The sequence below is a fragment of the Nocardia bovistercoris genome, assembly GCF_015674855.1.
Taxonomy (GTDB): domain Bacteria; phylum Actinomycetota; class Actinomycetes; order Mycobacteriales; family Mycobacteriaceae; genus Nocardia; species Nocardia bovistercoris.
Window position 1 is genome coordinate 408,574 of the sequence record NZ_JADMLG010000001.1, and the last position, 17,998, is coordinate 426,571.

At 64.4% G+C, this 17,998-nt stretch carries 20 protein-coding genes; 5 read left to right on the plus strand and 15 right to left on the minus strand.

Going from position 1 to position 17,998, the window contains the following annotated elements; genetic code table 11:
* Positions 1 to 4 precede the first annotated feature (4 nt).
* Positions 5 to 1,234 (minus strand): hypothetical protein, encoded by a 1,230-nt coding sequence (locus tag IT779_RS01820; protein ID WP_196147350.1) that lies wholly within the window; start codon positions 1,232 to 1,234, stop codon positions 5 to 7.
* A 19-nt stretch (positions 1,235 to 1,253) separates the two neighbouring features.
* Here IT779_RS01820 and IT779_RS01825 point away from each other — a divergent pair, with 19 nt between their 5' ends.
* Complete coding sequence (locus IT779_RS01825) at positions 1,254 to 1,844, plus strand: hypothetical protein (protein ID WP_196147351.1); 591 nt, start codon at positions 1,254 to 1,256, stop codon at positions 1,842 to 1,844.
* Between the two features lie 123 nt (positions 1,845 to 1,967).
* Here the strand turns inward: IT779_RS01825 and IT779_RS01830 are convergent, their stop codons facing one another.
* From IT779_RS01830 to IT779_RS01870, 9 genes are all read right to left on the minus strand, one after another.
* Positions 1,968 to 2,357, minus strand: a complete 390-nt coding sequence (locus tag IT779_RS01830) for a hypothetical protein (protein ID WP_196147352.1) — start codon at positions 2,355 to 2,357, stop codon at positions 1,968 to 1,970.
* Positions 2,357 to 2,800 (minus strand): hypothetical protein, encoded by a 444-nt coding sequence (locus IT779_RS01835; RefSeq protein WP_196147353.1) that lies wholly within the window; start codon positions 2,798 to 2,800, stop codon positions 2,357 to 2,359. Before IT779_RS01835 ends, IT779_RS01830 begins: the two co-directional genes overlap by 1 nt.
* A 38-nt stretch (positions 2,801 to 2,838) precedes the next feature.
* Complete coding sequence (locus tag IT779_RS01840; RefSeq protein WP_196147354.1) at positions 2,839 to 3,171, minus strand: hypothetical protein; 333 nt, start codon at positions 3,169 to 3,171, stop codon at positions 2,839 to 2,841.
* 22 nt (positions 3,172 to 3,193) lie between these two features.
* Positions 3,194 to 3,331, minus strand: coding sequence for a hypothetical protein (locus tag IT779_RS01845; RefSeq protein ID WP_196147355.1), 138 nt, complete (start codon positions 3,329 to 3,331; stop codon positions 3,194 to 3,196).
* A 145-nt stretch (positions 3,332 to 3,476) separates the two neighbouring features.
* Positions 3,477 to 4,391, minus strand: coding sequence for a phage tail tube protein (locus IT779_RS01850; RefSeq protein WP_196147356.1), 915 nt, complete (start codon positions 4,389 to 4,391; stop codon positions 3,477 to 3,479).
* A gap of 104 nt (positions 4,392 to 4,495) precedes the next feature.
* Positions 4,496 to 4,945, minus strand: coding sequence for a hypothetical protein (locus IT779_RS01855; RefSeq protein ID WP_196147357.1), 450 nt, complete (start codon positions 4,943 to 4,945; stop codon positions 4,496 to 4,498).
* A complete protein-coding gene (locus IT779_RS01860) occupies positions 4,945 to 5,166 on the minus strand; it encodes a hypothetical protein (RefSeq protein WP_196147358.1) in 222 nt (73 codons plus the stop codon). Before IT779_RS01860 ends, IT779_RS01855 begins: the two co-directional genes overlap by 1 nt.
* 285 nt (positions 5,167 to 5,451) lie before the next feature.
* Positions 5,452 to 6,129 carry a hypothetical protein gene (locus tag IT779_RS01865; protein WP_196147359.1) on the minus strand — a complete coding sequence of 226 codons (678 nt, stop codon included), beginning with the start codon at positions 6,127 to 6,129 and terminating at the stop codon, positions 5,452 to 5,454.
* Between the two features lie 780 nt (positions 6,130 to 6,909).
* Entirely contained in the window at positions 6,910 to 7,176 is a 267-nt protein-coding gene (locus tag IT779_RS01870) for a hypothetical protein (protein WP_196147360.1), read from the minus strand.
* Between the two features lie 577 nt (positions 7,177 to 7,753).
* Here IT779_RS01870 and IT779_RS01875 point away from each other — a divergent pair.
* The 4 genes from IT779_RS01875 to IT779_RS01890 all read left to right on the plus strand — a co-directional run bounded on the left by IT779_RS01875 (position 7,754) and on the right by IT779_RS01890 (position 14,976).
* Complete coding sequence (locus IT779_RS01875; RefSeq protein WP_196147361.1) at positions 7,754 to 11,947, plus strand: tetratricopeptide repeat protein; 4,194 nt, start codon at positions 7,754 to 7,756, stop codon at positions 11,945 to 11,947.
* Between the two features lie 343 nt (positions 11,948 to 12,290).
* Entirely contained in the window at positions 12,291 to 13,088 is a 798-nt protein-coding gene (locus IT779_RS01880; protein ID WP_196147362.1) for an SAM-dependent methyltransferase, read from the plus strand.
* Between the two features lie 91 nt (positions 13,089 to 13,179).
* Entirely contained in the window at positions 13,180 to 14,295 is a 1,116-nt protein-coding gene (locus IT779_RS01885; protein WP_196147363.1) for an LLM class flavin-dependent oxidoreductase, read from the plus strand.
* Between the two features lie 294 nt (positions 14,296 to 14,589).
* Positions 14,590 to 14,976 carry a CU044_2847 family protein gene (locus IT779_RS01890; protein ID WP_196147364.1) on the plus strand — a complete coding sequence of 129 codons (387 nt, stop codon included), beginning with the start codon at positions 14,590 to 14,592 and terminating at the stop codon, positions 14,974 to 14,976.
* A gap of 457 nt (positions 14,977 to 15,433) precedes the next feature.
* Here the strand turns inward: IT779_RS01890 and IT779_RS01895 are convergent, their stop codons facing one another.
* The 5 genes from IT779_RS01895 to IT779_RS01915 form a co-directional block, all read right to left on the minus strand.
* On the minus strand, positions 15,434 to 16,003 hold the full coding sequence (locus tag IT779_RS01895; RefSeq protein ID WP_196147365.1) for a TetR/AcrR family transcriptional regulator: 570 nt from the start codon (positions 16,001 to 16,003) through the stop codon (positions 15,434 to 15,436).
* 37 nt (positions 16,004 to 16,040) lie between these two features.
* Positions 16,041 to 16,445: a hypothetical protein gene (locus tag IT779_RS01900; protein WP_196147366.1), complete on the minus strand. Its 405-nt coding sequence runs from the start codon at positions 16,443 to 16,445 to the stop codon at positions 16,041 to 16,043.
* Between the two features lie 151 nt (positions 16,446 to 16,596).
* Positions 16,597 to 16,986, minus strand: coding sequence for a hypothetical protein (locus IT779_RS01905; protein WP_196147367.1), 390 nt, complete (start codon positions 16,984 to 16,986; stop codon positions 16,597 to 16,599).
* A 231-nt stretch (positions 16,987 to 17,217) separates the two neighbouring features.
* Entirely contained in the window at positions 17,218 to 17,733 is a 516-nt protein-coding gene (locus IT779_RS01910; RefSeq protein ID WP_332838607.1) for a CocE/NonD family hydrolase, read from the minus strand.
* Positions 17,616 to 17,969, minus strand: a complete 354-nt coding sequence (locus tag IT779_RS01915) for a CocE/NonD family hydrolase (RefSeq protein ID WP_196147369.1) — start codon at positions 17,967 to 17,969, stop codon at positions 17,616 to 17,618. The genes IT779_RS01910 and IT779_RS01915 overlap by 118 nt, the downstream gene beginning before the upstream one ends.
* Positions 17,970 to 17,998 lie beyond the last annotated feature (29 nt).

Genomic DNA, 17,998 nt, shown 5'->3' on the forward strand with positions numbered 1-17,998 from the left:
ACCATCACGAACGGGACAATTCCCATTGGATGGCAAGCACTTTCAACCTGCTGATGATGTCTTCGCCGCTCGACATCGAAATATTCACCGTCGCGGGCTGGCCCGGCGGCGGAGGCGGTGCGTACGCGTTCCCGGAACCACGCCGACCTCGATCGGCCTGCGATGCCAGCATCTTCTGCAAGAACTGCGGATCGGCGTTGAGCGCCTGCAGGAAGGGTCGGTTCACAGCGGTGGTACGGGCGTTCATCACGAACTCGCCGTCCGACAACCAGGCCGGGATCTTGTCACCGATGGACGATCCGGCGCCTCGTACGTCTCCGCCGTCCGCCAATTCGACACCAGAATTTCGAATGCGACCGGACTGCGCGCCGATATGATTTCCGACGTCGAGCGACGCACGTGCGTTCTCTCCAATTATCCGAGAAAGAAAACTCGCCCCAGCCACTCCGGCGCCGAACAGGTCGAGAGTCCTACCCGGACCGGTTATGAAACCGGGCTCTTTCTTCTCCGGATAGCCGCCGAATGGCGGTATATCAACGATGTCGAGACCCGGGTCGACCGGCCAGGGGCGCATGCCCGGATCGACCACATCCTCCCATGAATACGCCTTCTCCATCAGCCCCTGGGCACGATAGAAAGAATTTCGCGACATCTTGGAGTACATCGTGGCCTTATGGCCGAGTTCCCCTTGTTTCACGTAGTCTCCGAAGAAACCTTCGGCATTGTATCCCGCCGCCAGGACTTCATTCAAGCTGTAGCGCGATTTCATGTCCGATGGAATTTTGTCGGTCCATTTTCTCTTTATCCAAGCAAGGTTGTACGCGGCAGCCTGAATCGCAAGATCTTGATCGTCCGCGAGATCGGACCACTCTCGGCCGGCAAAGACATGAGGGTACTCATCCTTTATCCGGTTGAAAGTTTCTTTCTTCATATTCGTGAGCCCGAGCGAGTTGGAATACCCGTCTTTGCCCTCGCGGAGCGGCGAGGTCTTCTCGCGCAGCCAATCCTTCAATTCCCCTTGCTTACCGTCCCAGGTGAGATTCGAGTCCGCACCTTCGTTGAGGACGATCGCCATGACCAGACGCGGATCTATCCCGGCTTCCGCACCGTGCCGGACCGAGGACTCGAGCCATCGGAACACCTTGGGATCGACATCCTCCGGCACCCCCTGGACCTTAGGATTTCGATTGAACTTGGGCGCTGGACTGCGCCACGTCGCCGAGTAATCGGTCATAATAGCCCCTTCTGACGAAATGACAATTGTCGATCCAATGGCGGATCGGCTAGGCTTGCGAAGCAAGACCGTCAAGCACTGCCTGCGCTTTTCCCGAAGGAAGACCTTGAGTCGACAAATCAATCTCCGCTATCGCATACCGATGATCGTTACCGCGTTGGCCGGGATGACTGTGGCCGTCAGCGGACTGACCGCATGCCAAGAATTCGGAAATCCCGCGAACCGCTACCTGGACGATATCGACGTCGCCGGCTACACCGAGATTTCTCGGGTCAGAGAAGTCAGCGGAGCCGGACCTTGGGCTGAAGCTCTATACATCGGACAGCCGGTCAGCGATGTACGCGGCATAATTACGGCGCCGGGATTGTCGCTCGGTGATCCTCCCGCACCTGCCGCCGATCGACAAGCGCAGCCGGATGGGAGCGCGAATACCCGCTATCACTCCTCTTGGGTAGCCTATGGGGACGCACCGAACAATTGCCATGTCTCGGTAGACAAAGGAATAGACAATGCACATGACGAGTCGAAGCTGACAGAATCTCAGCTCGCCCGAATCAACGATGGTTCGGTCGATATCCTTCGGATTCACGTGACCTGCGGCGATGGATAACGGTACCGATCTCCCGGCCGCGTCACGCCGAGAGCGGGGTCTTCGACGGCTGGTTCGCCTGCCGCCCCATCCACCGGTGACCGCGATCGAGTCGCCCGCGAAACGCAGTGCGGGCATCGGGGCTCAACTCACGTAGACGCACACCCACAACCCGGCGCCGATCGCTTGTCCTGCGCCGTTCTGATGCATGTGCACGTCGATGACATCGCCGGGCAGGAACACCGGTTGCGCGGTGATCGGCGCCGAAATCGGTACTTCCGCGACGAGATTCACGCCGGAGGTCGTCGTCACCGACCCGAAGGTTTGGATCACCGCGCCCGCGCGCACCTGGCGCACCGAGATGGTGACATTGTTGGTGGTCGCGCCGGTGACCGTGGAATACGCTGGTGGCGCGACGATTTCGATATCGGTGACGGTGTCGCCGCTGTAGAAGACCGGTGCGTAGACACCGGCCAACGCTGTGACGTCGGCGCCCGCGGCGGCCTGTGCGGGCAGTACGGCGGTGTAGATCATCAGCCCTCCCAGGCGGGTGCGGTGAACTGGTCGATGAGGTTTCGCAGCGACTCGTCGCGGCGCCGGTCCCGCGCCAGATCGACGGCGCTGACCGGGCGGGGCATCGGTGTGATCGTCGGCGGGTCACCGCCCGCGGCGGCGATCACCGCGACCTGAACCCCTTGCAGGGCGTCGATGATCGACAGCAGTAGATAGCTGTCGACGGTGTAGCCCTCGGGTGTCGGACCGGCTGATTCGTCGGTCTCCTCGTAGAGGTCGAGATCGACCTCGGCTTGTTCGGCGGCGAGGATCTGTTCCGCGAGTTCGCGGTCCATGGCCAGCGCCGACCGGTACTGGGAGCCGTGGGGCAGTCTGTCCTTGAATGCCCAGATCGTCCGCCAGTCGCGGGTGCGCAGAGTGTCGGGCCCGAAGCAGTCCCGGACGTCGATGCCGCGCTCGAGCAAGTCGTAGTCGAGCGCGGCACCGAAGCGTTCCCAGAACTCTACGAGCCCTGCGATCCCCCCGGCAGCTCCGAGGAGCCCTGGCCGAAGAGGTGGGCGTAGAGATCCTTCTGGAAGGCGTACCACTCATCCAGGGGCCGTTCGGCGAACAGAGCCTCTACGGCGTCGTACTGGTCGCCGAGGACGACGGCCATCTGCTCGTCGTCGTTGTGTGTGCGCCGCAGGGCCAGAAGTTGGCCGCGGGTGACCGGCGCGATGGAGATCTCGTCGGTCAGGCGGTAGGGAGCGCGGCGGCGCGGAGCGAGTTCGGCCTGCAGCTCGTGGAAGCGGCCGCCGACTTCGCCCCCGACGGGAGCATCGGATGAGTTGGTCATGGTTGTCTCCGGATATGTTGTGCTACTTGGACTTCGACGCGCCTTGTGCGGCGTCTGCGACGACCGCGGCTTCGATCTTGGGCTCGTGTCCGAGCTTGTAGACGGCGTTGACGTATTCCGAGGCGTTGGACACGACGTAGTCGTTGTCGCCGTCGGTCATCGTGACGGGGTACTGGGTGGGAATGGCGGACACTTGGACCCGCTTTCTGCTCCGGAAGAACGGATGGGAGATTGTGGGGCGTGTCATGACCGGAGACACATGACACGCCCCACGCCCGGGTCTTGGCCCCGGGAGTTCGAGTGCCTCAGCTGACGGTGACCGCACAGGTCGCGGTGGCCGCGGTTCCGCCGGGCGGGGTGAAGGAGGCCGTGATGACGGTCGCGCCCGCCGAGACGCCGGTGATGGCGCCACTCGCGGCGACGGTCGCCTTCGCGGGCACCGAGGAGGTGAAGGTGACCGCGGAATTCGCGATGACCCCACCGAACTGGTCGGTCACGACCAGCGGAGCGGAGGTGGCGCCCGTGGCCACCGTCAGGGTGGCCGGAGCGACACTGAGCGTGGCGTTGTAGTTCAGGCCCGACTGCGCGACCAGCTTCTTCCAGCCCTGGCCACCGAAGCCGTGGGCCACCGCGTAGCCCGCGGTGTCGTCCTTGAACGCGACCATGGTCAGTTTCTGGGCGAGCACCTCGGTCGGGTTCCACTGCTCCCCGCCGAATTTGCTGACCGCGACCTTGGGCAGCACCTTGTAGATGTAGATCGGGTTGGCGTCGTTGCCGTCCTTGCCGATGATGATCGCCGAGTAGTAGGTGATCTCCTCCGAGGCGGGCTGAGGGAAGAACACCTCACCGGAGGCGGCATCGGCCTTGACCTGCGCCAGGTTGGCGCTGGTCGCGAGCTTCAGCGTGAGCGCGTTGGTCTGCTGCGGCTGGAATTCGATGGTGGTGATATCGCTGGTGACATCGTTGCGCACCGGCTGCAGTTCGCCGTATGCCTCGATCGGCGCGGCGGTGATGCCACGAGCGAAGGCCACACCGGTCTTCTTGTCGATCAGGCCGACCGGCTGGAACGCCGAAGGCAGCGACTGCAGATTGCCGGAGCTGTCGGTGAACGCCGCGGGCGCCGGGGTGTACCACGGGGCGATGAACACGGCGGCATCCAGCGGCTTGAGCAGCAGCGACCGCTGCGCGGACTTGAGCGCCGTGAGGTTGGTGGAAGGCATGTGTCTCCATTCGAGCGCCCGCGACACGCGGGCACGGTCAACGCACCGACATCGGTTCGATGTCGGTGAAAAAGCCCCATTCGGGGCGGGTTTTCGAGCGCCTACTACTGGCGGCGGGCTTCGATCGCGAAGGCGACTTCGACCATCTGGTTGAGGGGGTCGAGGTCGGGTACCTCGGTCAGACCGCGGCTACGGCGCAGGATCGGAGCATGGAATTTCGGCTCGTCGGCCTCGATCTCCTCGACGTAGTCGACGAGCACGCCATTGACGCGGCTGGCCGGTGCGTCCAGCATCGCGGCGCGAATCTGGACGGCCAGTAGCTGCGCTTGGGCACGTGTGGTGCCGAAGGCGACGACAGTGACCTTCGCCTTGTAGGTGATCGCGTTGATATCCAGTGTGCCACCGGAATTGCGGACCCAGATCAGCGGAAGCGCCGATTGCAGCGCCGCCGAGGTGGCGGGCAATGTGGTGACGGTAGTGGCGACCGGGGTGAGCAGATCGAGCATGAACTGTTCGAAATCAGGGAACTCCCCCGCCACGGGATAGGCAGGCATCACACCACTTCCGGGGCCGAGCCGAGCGAAACGGTCGCGTCGAGGCCCTCTTCGGTCGGTGCGGGCGTCGGAACAGCCGCGACGACGGTCATGGCGAGACCCTGCGCGAGATTCGACAGGACGTCGATATCCGCCTTCAGCGTCGCCAGACGGGCGACCACGGCCTGAGTGTCCGTGACGATCTGTTCGGCGAGGCCGAGGGATTCATCGGAGGTTGGCACGATATTCTCCAAGTCGGGTTCACGGAAACTCCGTGGTAGCGAATACGTTCGGGTATTGGCCCGCGCCTCGAGGTGAGGGCGGTCGGATTTCCAGGGATACGCGGCACATCGGCGTATCCGCCCCGCGAACCCTGCTCCGGCACTGCACGGATCACGGTCCGAACAGTGGCAGCGGAATCGATTCGGCGATGTCCGCGAAGACGGTGTGCATATTTCACCCCCTTTCTGATTTCCGGCCCGGAACGGCCGCTACGGCACTCCCCCGGACTCGGGTCAGGTCGGGGATCAGTGCACGTGTGAGAGGTAGGTCAGTGCGCGATCACGCAACGCGTTGTTCGGCGCCGCCGGGCCGTAGCCCCTGGATTCGATCACGTTGATGGTGGTCGACCGGTCGATCTCCGGACCGCTCATCCGTCCTTCGAGGCTGCGCAACCGTGGTTGCGACGCTCGGGGCAACGGAGCGGTTCGACGCAGCGATTCGGCCTGGTTCGAGAACTGTTGAACCACGTTTCCGACCACGGTGGTCAACGCGGTCGAGGCAGCGGCGGCAGCCGCGCCCGCAGGCCCGGTCACCGCGCCTGCCAGCGCCGTCATCGCGGCTTCGACACCCGCCTCCCCGATCTGTTCTCGGGTATTGCGGTAGATGCTGTACCAGTTGTGCCACTGCAGGAATGGGAACAGCGATCCCGACCGATCCGTGGAAAGGAAGCCGCCGTCATCGCTCGGGCCGTGTTCTTCTTCCACTTCGCCTCCGGCGGCGAACGCCTTTCCTCGCAGGGCTTTCCCCAGCATCGAACCACCGGTAGCGGCCACGGTTGACCATTGGAGGAACGGAGCGAGCGAACCCGAGCGTGACATCGCGAGCATCCCGTCGTCCCAACTCGGTCGGCGTCCTTCCTCCACCTCGCCGCCGTCGGCGAAACGTATGAACTGCACGCCATCGCGCACGTCTTCGAAAGACATAGTCAACCATCCATAGGTTCTGATCGTTCGGTGTCGTTTCCGATGCGCGAGAAGAGAACTCGCCGCGGACAACCGCCCAGCCGGCCGCATCCGCCGTTTCCGGACGCGCCGGATCCTGTCGCAGGTGTGTGGGTCGACCCGCCCCCGGAACGACTGTGGCTTCGGCACCCGCTCGGGTGCCGAAGCCACAGTCCTACTCGAAGATTGGTCCGACTGGATGAGTCGTCAAAGGGAAATGTTCGCCAGATGTTCTCTCTCCGAGGCCTTTCGAATGCTTCGGGCACAGCTCTGGCGCTGCACCAATCTTCACCCAACGCGACGCCGATGTCAACCACGTTCCGAAAAGTAGTGCAAATATGCTGGTAGACAACGAATCAGGTCGCAAGTCGGAATATGGCCACCATGCTCACGAAGCGCTTCGGCGGCGACCCTAACTTGGAATTATCCGTCTCAACATACGACGTAACCGACGGGGCATCGGACGACATCGAAGGCTTGGCTCTAGCCCTGGTTGCCAAACAAGATGGCAGGAGTCTGACGCCTGGCGCAGTGGGACGCACCGTCACATACCCCATACCAAGGGTGGGCGTGGTGGCTGCGGTCTGGCACGACGCCATTCCGCAATGAAACGACAACAAGTCTGAACCCGGCGGCCCAGTAGTTGCGATATCCCCGCCTCCTCATGGCCCGATGGGGCTGCTGCACGGATAGGTCACCACTGTCACCTGATCGTGCCGCAGCCCCCGTTCGGGGAACCGGGTTGGGTATGGCCAGGTTGGTTCAGAGAAGGCTGCGGCACCAACCTATGCCGGTTACGGCCTTATTCGATGATGACGGCGGCGAGGCGCTCTGGGCGAAAGGGTCGTGGTACCACAGTGAGCCGTCCGGCAGCAGCAACTCGATTCCCACGTAGTGTTCGGAATAACGGATCACGAATCCCGCCGGAGACGGCTCGAAGAGGTCCACGACAACCTCGAAGCCCGCGTCATCGAGGCCGAACGCGAAGGCCGGCTCGGCGAATCCCCCACCCCACACGAGGTGTGGCATCGGGTGATGCCGCCCCGCGCGCACGATATGGTCTCACCCATCCGAGGCGGACACGAAAGCGCAACCGTGACATGGCAAGCCGAGGGCGCCGGTCTCCGCCGGAGAAAGATGTTGTGCAAGTCGACGATCCGAGGCCGTCGCGCTGCACGGTCCGGTCGAAACTGTGTACAGTGTGGTGTCCGTCGGATCGGACACCGACCTTGCCCGACAGCGGCAGGCGGAGAGATTCTCGCGTTCTTGTTAGAGGTGTCTGCAGTGGCAGGTGGGCCGATGGTCGACGCGCCGGAGTGCCTGTGACCGAAGCCTTTTCGGCACTCGGCGCCGGGGATTGAGTACAGTTCCGATGGCGGCGCCGGATCCGCGGGTACCGCGCTACCTGGGGCGAATCCTGGACGGAGACGAACCGGTCGGATCCTGTTTCCAGGTTACGCCGGGCGTGCTTGCCACCGCCCTTCACATACTCGACGATATCGGCGCGAGCCGGCAAGGCTCGCCCGTACGGATCGACGCGTTGGCGGGTGGGATCGCAACGTTCGAGGCCACGGTCGCACACACGGACGCACTACATGATCTGGCCGTGCTGCACTCCCGAGGTCGGTTGCCGGAATCGGTCGCGGGATGGGCCGCGACCGATCAGATCGAACTGATGGTCCCCGCTGTGGTGACCGGAGTCTCGGTGTTCCACGACGAGCACGTCCATCGTTACCTGGACGCGCCGGGATACTGGGGTGGCGGCACCACTCGAGACAACGAGATCCCGCTGGGACGTTTCGTTTCTTCCTCGGTGATGCGAGGGATGAGCGGCGCGCCGGTGCGGCGACTGTCCGACGATGTCGTGATCGGGGTCGTGTCGCAGCGCTACAACGCCGCGGACGGGTGGGGTCGAGACAGTGTCTGGACAGCGCGAATCGAAGATCTGCGGTCGTTGCTCGGCGAGCCGAGCGAGATCGCCGTCGTCAGGCCACCTTCGCCGACCAGCGCCGCGGACGTGGTGCTGACGGTCACCGACGATCGGGTGCGGTTGCGTAGCAACGGTACAGACGTATCCGCCGCACACACCGGAGTGCGTCCCGGGCTACTGAACGCGATCGCCGACGTGCGCAGCGAACGAACACGGCTGCGGTCTTCGGCGATCACGCGGGGCGAGTTCGCGAACGCGACGTCGCGGACCGGAGCGCATTCGGCGTCGCTGCGGCGTGCGGGCGAACTGATCGCGCATTCCTTCCTGCCCGCGCCGGTGGCCGCGGCTCTCACCCGGATCGTCACCGACGCGGTGGCCGCGCATGTACCGGTCAAGTTCGGGATCGACACGGGACCGTTCCCCGAACTGCCTTGGGAGGCTCTACCCGATCCCGTCACTGGACAGTCGCTCGCTCTGCATCCGCTGATCACGGTCTATCGGCGGCTGCCCGCCCCACCTGCGCGCAGCATCCCGGCCCCGATACGGATACTGGTGGCGATCGCGGCTCCGGACAACGATGGCGGCCCGCTCTTGGACTACGAGCGGGAACTGCGCAACGTGATGTCAGCGGTACGAGGCGCCCGCCACCGCGACGCCGAAGTCCGCATCGTCGAGTTCGCCACCACTGCGGCCATCAGGGCAGAACTGGCCCAGGCTCCCGCGCACGTGCTGCACCTGTCCGGCCACGCCAAGCCCGGTTACCTGCTGCTCGAGGACGAGAACGGCGCAGTCCGCGAGGTCGACGCGGAAACACTCGTCGCCGAAGCGATCCCACCCGGCTCGATGCCGCCGGTGATCAGCCTGGCCGCCTGCGATACCGATGTCGCCGCCGAAACAGCCACACCGTCGTTCGCCACCGCACTGGTCGCCCGTGGCGCCAGCGTGGTGATAGGCACGGAAACCTCGGTAACCGATCGCTACGCCACGGCGCTTTTCGCCCGCGTCTACCACGAACTCACCCTGAAACAGATTCCGAATGTGGTCGCCGCGGTCGCCGACGCCCGCCGCGTGATCCACCAGCAGTGGTCGACATCGACCGATCCCGCTGAGGTCGCGCTGGCGAAGATGGACGAATGGAGTGCCGTCACGGTGCTCGGCGGCGCCGGTGACACCGGTCTGCACGTCCCGGCCGTATCCGAAGCCGTTGCGCGACATGCCACCATCGCCGTGCCCGGCTTGTCGACTCGCCCGGTCGGGGAATTCGTCGGACGGCGCCGCGAACAACGCAGGCTCCCTACCTATCTGACGGGGACTCGATACCCAGGCATCGTTCTGCACGGCCTCGGCGGTGTCGGCAAGACAGCCCTGGCCGCCCAAATCGTGTATCGCCAACGCTCGACCAGGGTGATCCCGGTCGTCACCGGCCACATCAATGTCGACAGCCTGCTGTCGGCGGTGGCAGGCACCGTCCGCCGACACTGCCTGATCGATGACGATGCCTCGCGCGGCCCACATGTGCTGCGTGCAGCCGAGATCGCCTCGGATGCCACGGAGTCGTGGCAGAATCGCTTCACGGCACTGCGCACCTTCGTGTTGGATCGCGTGCCGGTGCTGGTGGTGCTGGACAACTTCGAAGACAATCTCACCGACGTGCGCTCCATGGCGGATCCCACGCTGGCCGCACTGCTGTCGACATGGCTGGCCGACCCTGGATGCAGCAGGCTGCTCGTCACGTCGCGTCATCCGTTCGTACTCCCCGACAACGCCCACCACCGACTGCTCATGCATCAGGTCGGACCGCTGTCGCGGGCGGAAACGTCCAAGCTGATCTGGTCCCTACCCGCGCTGGACCGGCTCAGCTTCCACGAGCTGAACCATATCTGGCGGCTCGTCGGCGGCCATCCCCGCAGCTTGGAGTACCTCGACGCCCTGTTGAACAACCGGGTCGGTCGCCACCACGACATCACCCACCGACTCGAGAACGCTATCGCGGGAAACCCGGACGCACGCCCCGCGCTCACAGCACTCGATCTCGACACCGCCCTCGCCACCACTGTCACGCTCATCGCCGACGACATCCTGCTCGATCAGCTTCTCAGCAGGCTGACCCCGGCCGCGCACCAACTGTTGATCGGCGCCTCCGTATACCGAGAAGCTGTCGAAGGCAATGCCTTGCTGTACCAGATCGGAACCGACAATCCCAGCGCCGCAAGGCAACCGGACTATCGGGCACTCGAAGCCAAGATCGCCGCCATTGCAGGCCGCCACGGCCTCGATCCCGCTCTCACGGTCGACCTCGCCTCGATCCCGCAGCACGTACTCGATCAGATCGAGCCGGCGTTCACCGAGTACAACACCGAACCCTGCCCGCCGATCTCCACCGATGCCGATATCGGGAAACTCACCGAGGAATTGGCGCGCAACAGCCTATTGACCATCGATCCGGATACCGGGCGTGCGTTCGTGCATCGCTCGACCGCTTCCGCCCTCGAAAGATCACTCGCACAACACCAGCGCGACGACATACTCGCCATCGCACACCGCCGCGCCGCCACATACTGGGTCTGGCGCGTGGCAGCCTGGCCGCAGGGTCGCGACGAAGACCTGCACGACCGCCTGGAAGCCCGCTATCACTACCGGCAAGCCGCCAACACGACCGCGGCCCACGACCTCACCCTGGCCATCTGCGATCGCCTACATACGGTCGGGGCGTGGGATCACGAGACCACGCTTGTCCACGACACTCTCCGCCTCCTACCGTCCGACGCGCCCGAGCGCGCGCACTGGCTGCTTCGTTTGGGCGTGGTCAGCCAACTACGGGGTGACCACGCCGAGGCCGAACAGCAATACCTGCGCGCCCTCACCATCAGCGAAGAACTCGGCAACCGCGCCGGAATGGCCACCAGCTACCACCAACTCGGCGTCATCAACCAACTACGGGGCGACTACACCGAAGCCGAACAGCAATACCTGCGCGCCCTCACCATCAGCGAAGAACTCGGCAACCGCGCCGGAATGGCCACCAGCTACCACCAACTCGGCGTCATCAACCAACTACAGGGCGACTACACCGAAGCCGAACAGCAATACCAGAGCGCACTCACCATCAAACTGGAACTCGGCAACCGCGAGGGAACGGCTATCAGCTACGGTCAGCTCGGAGCGCTGGCCCAGGACCGAGGCGACCACCGCGAAGCCGAGCAGCAATATCAGCGCGCTCTCACCATCAACCGAGAACTCGACAGTCGCGCGGGCACAGCCATCAACTACAGCCAGCTCGGAGCGCTGGCCCAGGACCGAGGCGACTACGCCGAAGCCGAACAGCAGTACCAGCACGCCCTCACCATCAACCAGGAACTCGGCAACCGCGCAGGCACGGCGGGCAACTTCCACCAACTCGGCGCTCTCGCCCAACTCCGTGGCGACTACACCGAGGCCGAACATCGGTACCGGCGCGCCCTCACCATCAACGAGGAACTCGGCAACCGCGTGGGCTCGGGAGGCAACCACCACCAGCTCGGGACACTCGCCCAACTCCGTGGCGACTACACCGAGGCCGAGCATCGGTACCTACGCGCCCTCACCGCAGCCGAGGAACTCGGCTACCGCGCCGGAATAGCCACCACCATCTCGTCTCTCGGGTCCTTGAAGATCGAGCGCAACCAGCTGATCGAAGCAGTAGAGCCGCACATCCAGGCCTGGCTTCTACGCACCGAAATGAAACTCGGGGCAGCGGCCGGGCACAATCTCGGGGCACTGCGCGAGCTGCGAGACCGAATCGGTCCGAGGTCCTTTCACGCAAGAATTCGTCAAGTCCTGGATACCACGCAGGCCGTCGCTCTCGAGGATCTGCTCGATCGACAACAGTAGTCCGGTCACGGCGAGGTGATCGCCTGCCTCGATATCGATCACGCGATCCGCCGTGGGTCCGGTAGAAAATTCGGACGAATCAGATACTCACGAAATCACGATCCGCCCGCCGCGGGCGCACGACCCGAGAATTCATCTCGGTGGACGCCACCCGAACAACCGGCGAACACTCCAGGACACGGGAAACATGTTGTCCGTGACGCGAAAAGTTGCGAATACTCAAGCACCGCAATACATTCTGTCTCCACGGTATCGAGTAGCCCGTCCGATCGAAGGATTCACCGTAAGTCGTCGCCGTATCGCCACCGATACCTGTCCGATTTCGACCGAGGAGCTGAACCCCATGCCCAATGAATACGAAGCGATGATCCGCACCGACATCCCTTCTTCCGCGCGGATCTGGAACTTCTGGATGGGCGGCAACGACTTCTACGAGGTGGATCGTGTTGTCGGAGAAGCGAGTCTGAAGATCGACCCCGACATCGCGACCGTGGCCGTACAGTCACGCCAGTTCCTCGCCCGGGTGGTGCGGTACCTCGCGGGCGAGGCACGGATCCGCCAATTCCTCGATATCGGCACCGGCCTGCCCACCATGCAGAACACGCACGAGGTCGCGCAAGCGGTGGCACGGGAATCGAAGGTCGTCTACATCGACAACGACCCCAAAGCGCTCACCCACGCGCGCGCCCTGTTGAACAGCACCACCGACGAAGGTGTCACGGCCTATCTCGACTGCGACTTCCACGCCCCCGACCAGATCGTCGCCGAAGCCCGCAACATCCTGAATTTCACCGAGCCGATCGGGGTCATGTTCATGGGCGTGCTCGGCCATGCTCGCACATACGAGGACATGGTCCACATCGTGCGCACCGTAATGGACGCGACCCCCTCCGGAAGCTATCTGGCCCTGTGGGACGGAACCACCGACAGTCAGGCGTATGTCACCCTGTGTGACGAGTACACCAAATCCGGTGGCGTCCCCTATGTTCCGCGCACCCAGGACGCGATCCGTGCTGTTTTCGACGGGTTCGAGTTCGTCGAGTCCGGCTTCGGACCGATCACAGCATGGCGCAACGACGCCACGCAGGACGGCGCGTGGCAATCGATTTCCTCCTACGGCGGTGTCGCACGCAAACCGTGACCGCACAAGACAATTCCTCGAATCGGGGTCGCACCGCCGCAAGCCACCCCGGATTCGACTGTCACCACACCACCACGAGAAGGGAACGCGAATGAAGGTCGGATTCTTCATGCAACCTGTTCACCCGCCGAACACCTCCGTGCTCGACGGGATCGCCCAAGACCTCGACGAACTGGATTTCCTGGACTCTCTGGGCGTCGAGGAGGCGTGGTTCGGTGAACATCTGACCGCGAAGACCGAGCCATGGCCTGCCGGTGACTTGATCATCTCGCAGGCCATCCCGCGGACGAAGAACATCAAACTCTGCTCCGGCGGATACGTTCCCCAGTTCTACCATCCGGCGGCACTGGCGTTCCGGATCATGCAACTCGACCACATGGCTCGAGGCCGATACATGTGCGGCATCGCGGCGGGCACGATACCGGGCGACTTCGCGCTGACGAACGTCGACAATGTTTCAGGTCAGCACCGTGAGATGCAGGCCGAGGCGATCGAGATCATGAAGCGGATCTGGACCGAACACCTCGACGGCGAATGGGAATTCAAGGGCAAGTTCTGGCACTTCCGCAACCCCGGCCACGGACTGCAGGCAGGTGAGGATCCGACCAGGTGCTCGTATGGATTCGGTCCCTTCTGGAAGCCCTATCAGGTTCCGCATCCACCGATCGCGATCGCCGGTATCTCACCGAACAGCGCCAGTATCGAGTTCGCGGGCCGCGGCGGCCACATTCCCCTGAGCGTGTTCTTCAACGCGCGATTCCTCAAGGGGCACTGGGAAACCTATTCGACTGCGGCGCAGAAGAACGGCCACGAGGTCGACCGCGGCATGTGGCGTGTGAACCGTGAGATCTTCGTCGCCGACACCGACGCAGACGCGCGCGAATTCGTCCGCAACAGCCTCCAGGCCGAAGTCTGGCGGAAACACTACCTGGATTTCATGGGGGTGTTCGGCTGGCTGGGTCACCTGAAGCACGATGACTCCGTGCACGACTCGGACATCACCGTCGACTACCTGATGGACCGCTTGTGGATCGTCGGTTCACCGGACACCGTTCGCCGGCGTCTGGACGACCTGTACGGAGAACTCGGCGGATTCGGGACGGTACTGCCCACGAAGTACGACCACCTGGGCAAGCAGGAGCAGATGTGGCGCAGTCACCGACTTCTGATGGATGAGGTCGTGCCGAAGCTGTCTCTGGAGTGCTGACACTCATCCGTAGCTGATGCCGTCCGGTCGATCTCGCGCACGAATTGTCGCAGCGTTCGAGCTTCGAGTGCGCTCGTTGAAGACTGGGCGGTCGCATTCCAGATCCGCTGAGACTTGTTGCCGATGTGTCATTTTCGTCGCGACACTTCCTCCGTCGCCGGCCGAATAGACCCTCTGTTCCGCCGTCGCCACGGAACGGGTTGGAATGTGTACCGTAAGGTCCTCGACACCGGCCGTAGCCCGCTGGTTGCGCCGGGATGGAAGCTTTTTCGATTCTGTGAGGAGTGGTTCATAGTGGCCGGGTTGGCCGAGATGCGGTTCGGGGGTGTGGAGGTGTTGGTGGAGACGGTGCGGGTGCCCGGTTCCGAGAACACCAGCACCGGAACCGGTGGGTCCTCGAAGATGGTGGATGCGCTCGATCGTGCGCGCGCGGTGATCGGCGCGGCGGCCGCCTCGACGGCGAATACGGTGCGGGAGTTGGGTGAGAAGACCCGCCCGGACCGGTTGGAGGTGGAGTTCGGGGTCGGGTTCTCGGCCAAGGGCGACATCATCGTGGCCAGCGGCACCGCGAACATGAGCCTGAAGGTGAAGCTGATCTACGAGGCTCACCCCGGCCCTCCCGGTGAGGACAACGGCACGGAGAACACCGGTGCCGAAGGCGCGCCGACGCCGACGCCGTGACCACTCACACCGCCTCCCGTTCCACGGATGACCCGGATCGGCGGGTGCCCGCATATCAATGTCCGGTGCCGTGCGCCCGGACCACACAGCCATCAACTGGCGTAACGTAACGCTGTTTCATTTACGTGGGTAGGTCTGTTGAGGTGGAGTTGACTGCGGCTCGACTCGAGGAGTTGCGGACCTGACCTACAGCCCGGACGTGCAGGCGACGGTTGGTGGTCGCGCGAGCAGTGCGTGGTCCGCTGCGACCCCGCAGGGCCTGGCGGTCGTGACCGCCGCGCGTTGTCTGCACCGTGGACCCCGCCGCTTTGTGTGCTCCTGCGCGGGCGCCTCGCGCACCGGCGGTCCGGCCGACTACGGCGAGGACGTCGAATCCCTGGCGTGCTCGAGCCCTCGGCCGGGGACGGTGCGCTGGTTCGGGCTCGGTGAGGAGTTCGCGGAGGTCTCGGCGGGTGTGTCAGCTCGGTATTGCCGCGTGGAGTAGCCGTTCGAGCTCGTCTTTGACGTGGGTCAGCGGGCGGCTGTTTCGCTGTGCTCGGCACAGCACCACCGCGCCTTCGACCGAGGAGATGATCACGGTGGCGAGGGTATTCGCGCGGTCGGAGTCGACGCCCCCGTTGATGAGGGTGTCGGCGAGGGCTTGATGCCACAGGCCGAACGCGCGGTCGGCGGCGTCGAGTAGTTCGGGGTCGGCGGGTGCGTCGGCCACGACGGCGACGACCGGGCACCCGCTGCGGAAGTTGCTCGATTGCAGGTTCTCTGCCCATAGATCGACAAAAGCGCGCATCGCTCCCAGGGGATCGTCGCCCGCGCGGGCCGCTTTCAGCAGTGCCTCGGCCGCGCGTCCGGTGGCATCGAGCGCTTCGATGACGAGTTCGAACTTGCCGCCGGGGAAGTGGTGATAGATGACCCCGCGAGTGACTCCGGCGCGTTGCATGATCTCGGTGAAGCTGGCGGCTTCGAATCCGCGTTCGGCCAGGACACTCGCGGCGCTGGCGATCATGCGTTCTCTGGTCGTCACGGTCATCGGTGGTTCCCTTCACTGAGCTGGGTTCGCGAAATCTCTACCGAGGATCCGCGGGCATCCGCGCCCCGACGGCGCCGCCCAGCGTCGCGGCGGTCAACGCTACCCCGACGCCCAGCGCCGCCGCGCCGCCGCCGATCTCGCGCCGTCGGCCCGAGGCCGCGAAAGCGAGCGCGTCGACGATATCGATGAGCATGTTCAGGCGGAGGAAAGCACGGGGCACCCGAGTCGTGTCGAGTCGCGCCAGCCCCAAGGCGATCACGGCGTTTCGCACCGCGAACATGCGGCCCATGACCGGTGCCGGTGTGCCCGCGGCCTCCATCAGGAACAGCCGGAAGCCGAAGCGCGGAACGAGCAGTCCCCCGATCGCGAGGGTGGCACGGATGGCGATGAGTACACGCAGCGGAAACAGCTCGGGTGACGGATCGGTATGTGGGTTCGACATGGTCGCGCTCCTCTTCGCCGCGGCTCAGCGGCGACTCTCTAGTACGATCATAATATATTAATTACGATCATCATAGGTAGCACATCGAACCAGGCGCAAGGGCGGGTGGCTATTCATATCAGGATAACTTGACAGTTTACTATTATGATCATCATAATCGGCAGGGGCGAGCATGGGCTGGGGACCGGGCGCCGTCGCCACCGACACAGCACTTCCCCGCGGCCGAACCCGCCCCACACACCGATAACCGCAGCCGCCGACCGCGTGCGGTGACCTGCGTGGTCAATTCCGGGTGACCGGCGAGAAGTCCATTGACGAACAGGCAGGCGAGGCCGGTTGCGTAGCTGCCGTCGGCATTCGTCATGGCCGCGGCGGGGCTCCCCGGATGTCGGGTTGCGGTCACCGGCGGTAGCGCTGCGGCGAGGGGCGATCCGTCGAGTAGCGCGAGCTGGGCGGCCCGGATGAGATCATCACTGGTTCCGGTCGGCAGCGGAGTGGGTGGCGTGTAGAAGTCGTCGGGTGCGGCGGCCGGTCCCGGCACGGCGCACAGTATGGCGGCGACCGCCAGTGATCCACACAGCTGCCGGTAGCGCCGTGTGAAACGGTGCACCGGCTCGGTTGCTCAGCGACTTCGACCCTCGCTGCGCCCTGGCTTCGGGGCGACCGGTGCACGCTGTCGGCATTACAGGATGGACAGAGCAGGGCTGAGCGGGAACTTCATCGAAAACTCCAATCCGAATCGACTTCGTACACCTCGTCCACGATTGCGCAGTCACGCGGACACCCCGGCGATAGTCGGGAGAGTCAGGACCGACCGGCGCTCCGGCACGTCGAGAATCGTGCGGCGAGAGCAGGCCGGGGCCGCGGCGTAGCTCGGCGACGCGTCCGCCGACACCTGCAGGCGAAGCCGGTGCCCCGGCAGGAGAACGTGTGCCGCGGGCGACAGCGTGATCTCGACCTCGCCCACCGGTGAAGCGCCGGTCACGCCGTCGCAGATATTGACCGACTTCCCCGACAGGGAGACGTCGCACAGCCGCACGAACCACGGCCCGGGGTCGCCCTCGATCGACAGCCGCACGCTCGGCCGCCCAGCGATCGTCACCGGCTCGGTCAGCTCTTCGCACGTGTAACTCAGCACGTCGGCGCGGCGCTCGCGCTTCTTCTGATTCTTTACGCCCGCGTCGGGCGGGAACAGCGTGGTCCCGCCCAGAGCGGGCGCGGGCTTCGCTGTCGTGACGAAACTTCGGGAACTACCTGCTCGTGCGCCCACGGCTGCGCGTCCATCCACTCCCAGGTGGCGCGGGTGTCCTCCACCTCACCGAACATCGGGTCGAACACTCCTCCCGAGCCGAACGTGCCGCGACAGCTCTGCACGATGACGGTGAATCCGCGCTCGGCGAGCAGACGGGCATAGGACGCGACCATCCCCCGGCCGTAGGGCGACCTGATGAGCACGATCGGATCCGCACCGTCGCTCGAGTACCACCGGTCGGTCAGCAGCGCGACGCCGTCCGGCACCGGCACGGCGCTCGACCCGCACCCGAGATCGCGTC

Bases quoted from the DNA above. Each gene is read 5' to 3' on its own strand.
- IT779_RS01820 (WP_196147350.1), bottom strand. From the start codon at position 1,234: ATGACCGATTACTCGGCGACGTGGCGCAGTCCAGCGCCCAAGTTCAAT.
- IT779_RS01825 (WP_196147351.1), top strand. From the start codon at position 1,254: ATGACAATTGTCGATCCAATGGCGGATCGGCTAGGCTTGCGAAGCAAG.
- IT779_RS01830 (WP_196147352.1), bottom strand. From the start codon at position 2,357: ATGATCTACACCGCCGTACTGCCCGCACAGGCCGCCGCGGGCGCCGAC.
- IT779_RS01840 (WP_196147354.1), bottom strand. From the start codon at position 3,171: ATGACCAACTCATCCGATGCTCCCGTCGGGGGCGAAGTCGGCGGCCGC.
- IT779_RS01845 (WP_196147355.1), bottom strand. From the start codon at position 3,331: ATGACCGACGGCGACAACGACTACGTCGTGTCCAACGCCTCGGAATAC.
- IT779_RS01850 (WP_196147356.1), bottom strand. From the start codon at position 4,391: ATGCCTTCCACCAACCTCACGGCGCTCAAGTCCGCGCAGCGGTCGCTG.
- IT779_RS01855 (WP_196147357.1), bottom strand. From the start codon at position 4,945: ATGCCTGCCTATCCCGTGGCGGGGGAGTTCCCTGATTTCGAACAGTTC.
- IT779_RS01865 (WP_196147359.1), bottom strand. From the start codon at position 6,129: ATGTCTTTCGAAGACGTGCGCGATGGCGTGCAGTTCATACGTTTCGCC.
- IT779_RS01870 (WP_196147360.1), bottom strand. From the start codon at position 7,176: ATGCCACACCTCGTGTGGGGTGGGGGATTCGCCGAGCCGGCCTTCGCG.
- IT779_RS01880 (WP_196147362.1), top strand. From the start codon at position 12,291: ATGCCCAATGAATACGAAGCGATGATCCGCACCGACATCCCTTCTTCC.
- IT779_RS01885 (WP_196147363.1), top strand. From the start codon at position 13,180: ATGAAGGTCGGATTCTTCATGCAACCTGTTCACCCGCCGAACACCTCC.
- IT779_RS01895 (WP_196147365.1), bottom strand. From the start codon at position 16,003: ATGACCGTGACGACCAGAGAACGCATGATCGCCAGCGCCGCGAGTGTC.
- IT779_RS01900 (WP_196147366.1), bottom strand. From the start codon at position 16,445: ATGTCGAACCCACATACCGATCCGTCACCCGAGCTGTTTCCGCTGCGT.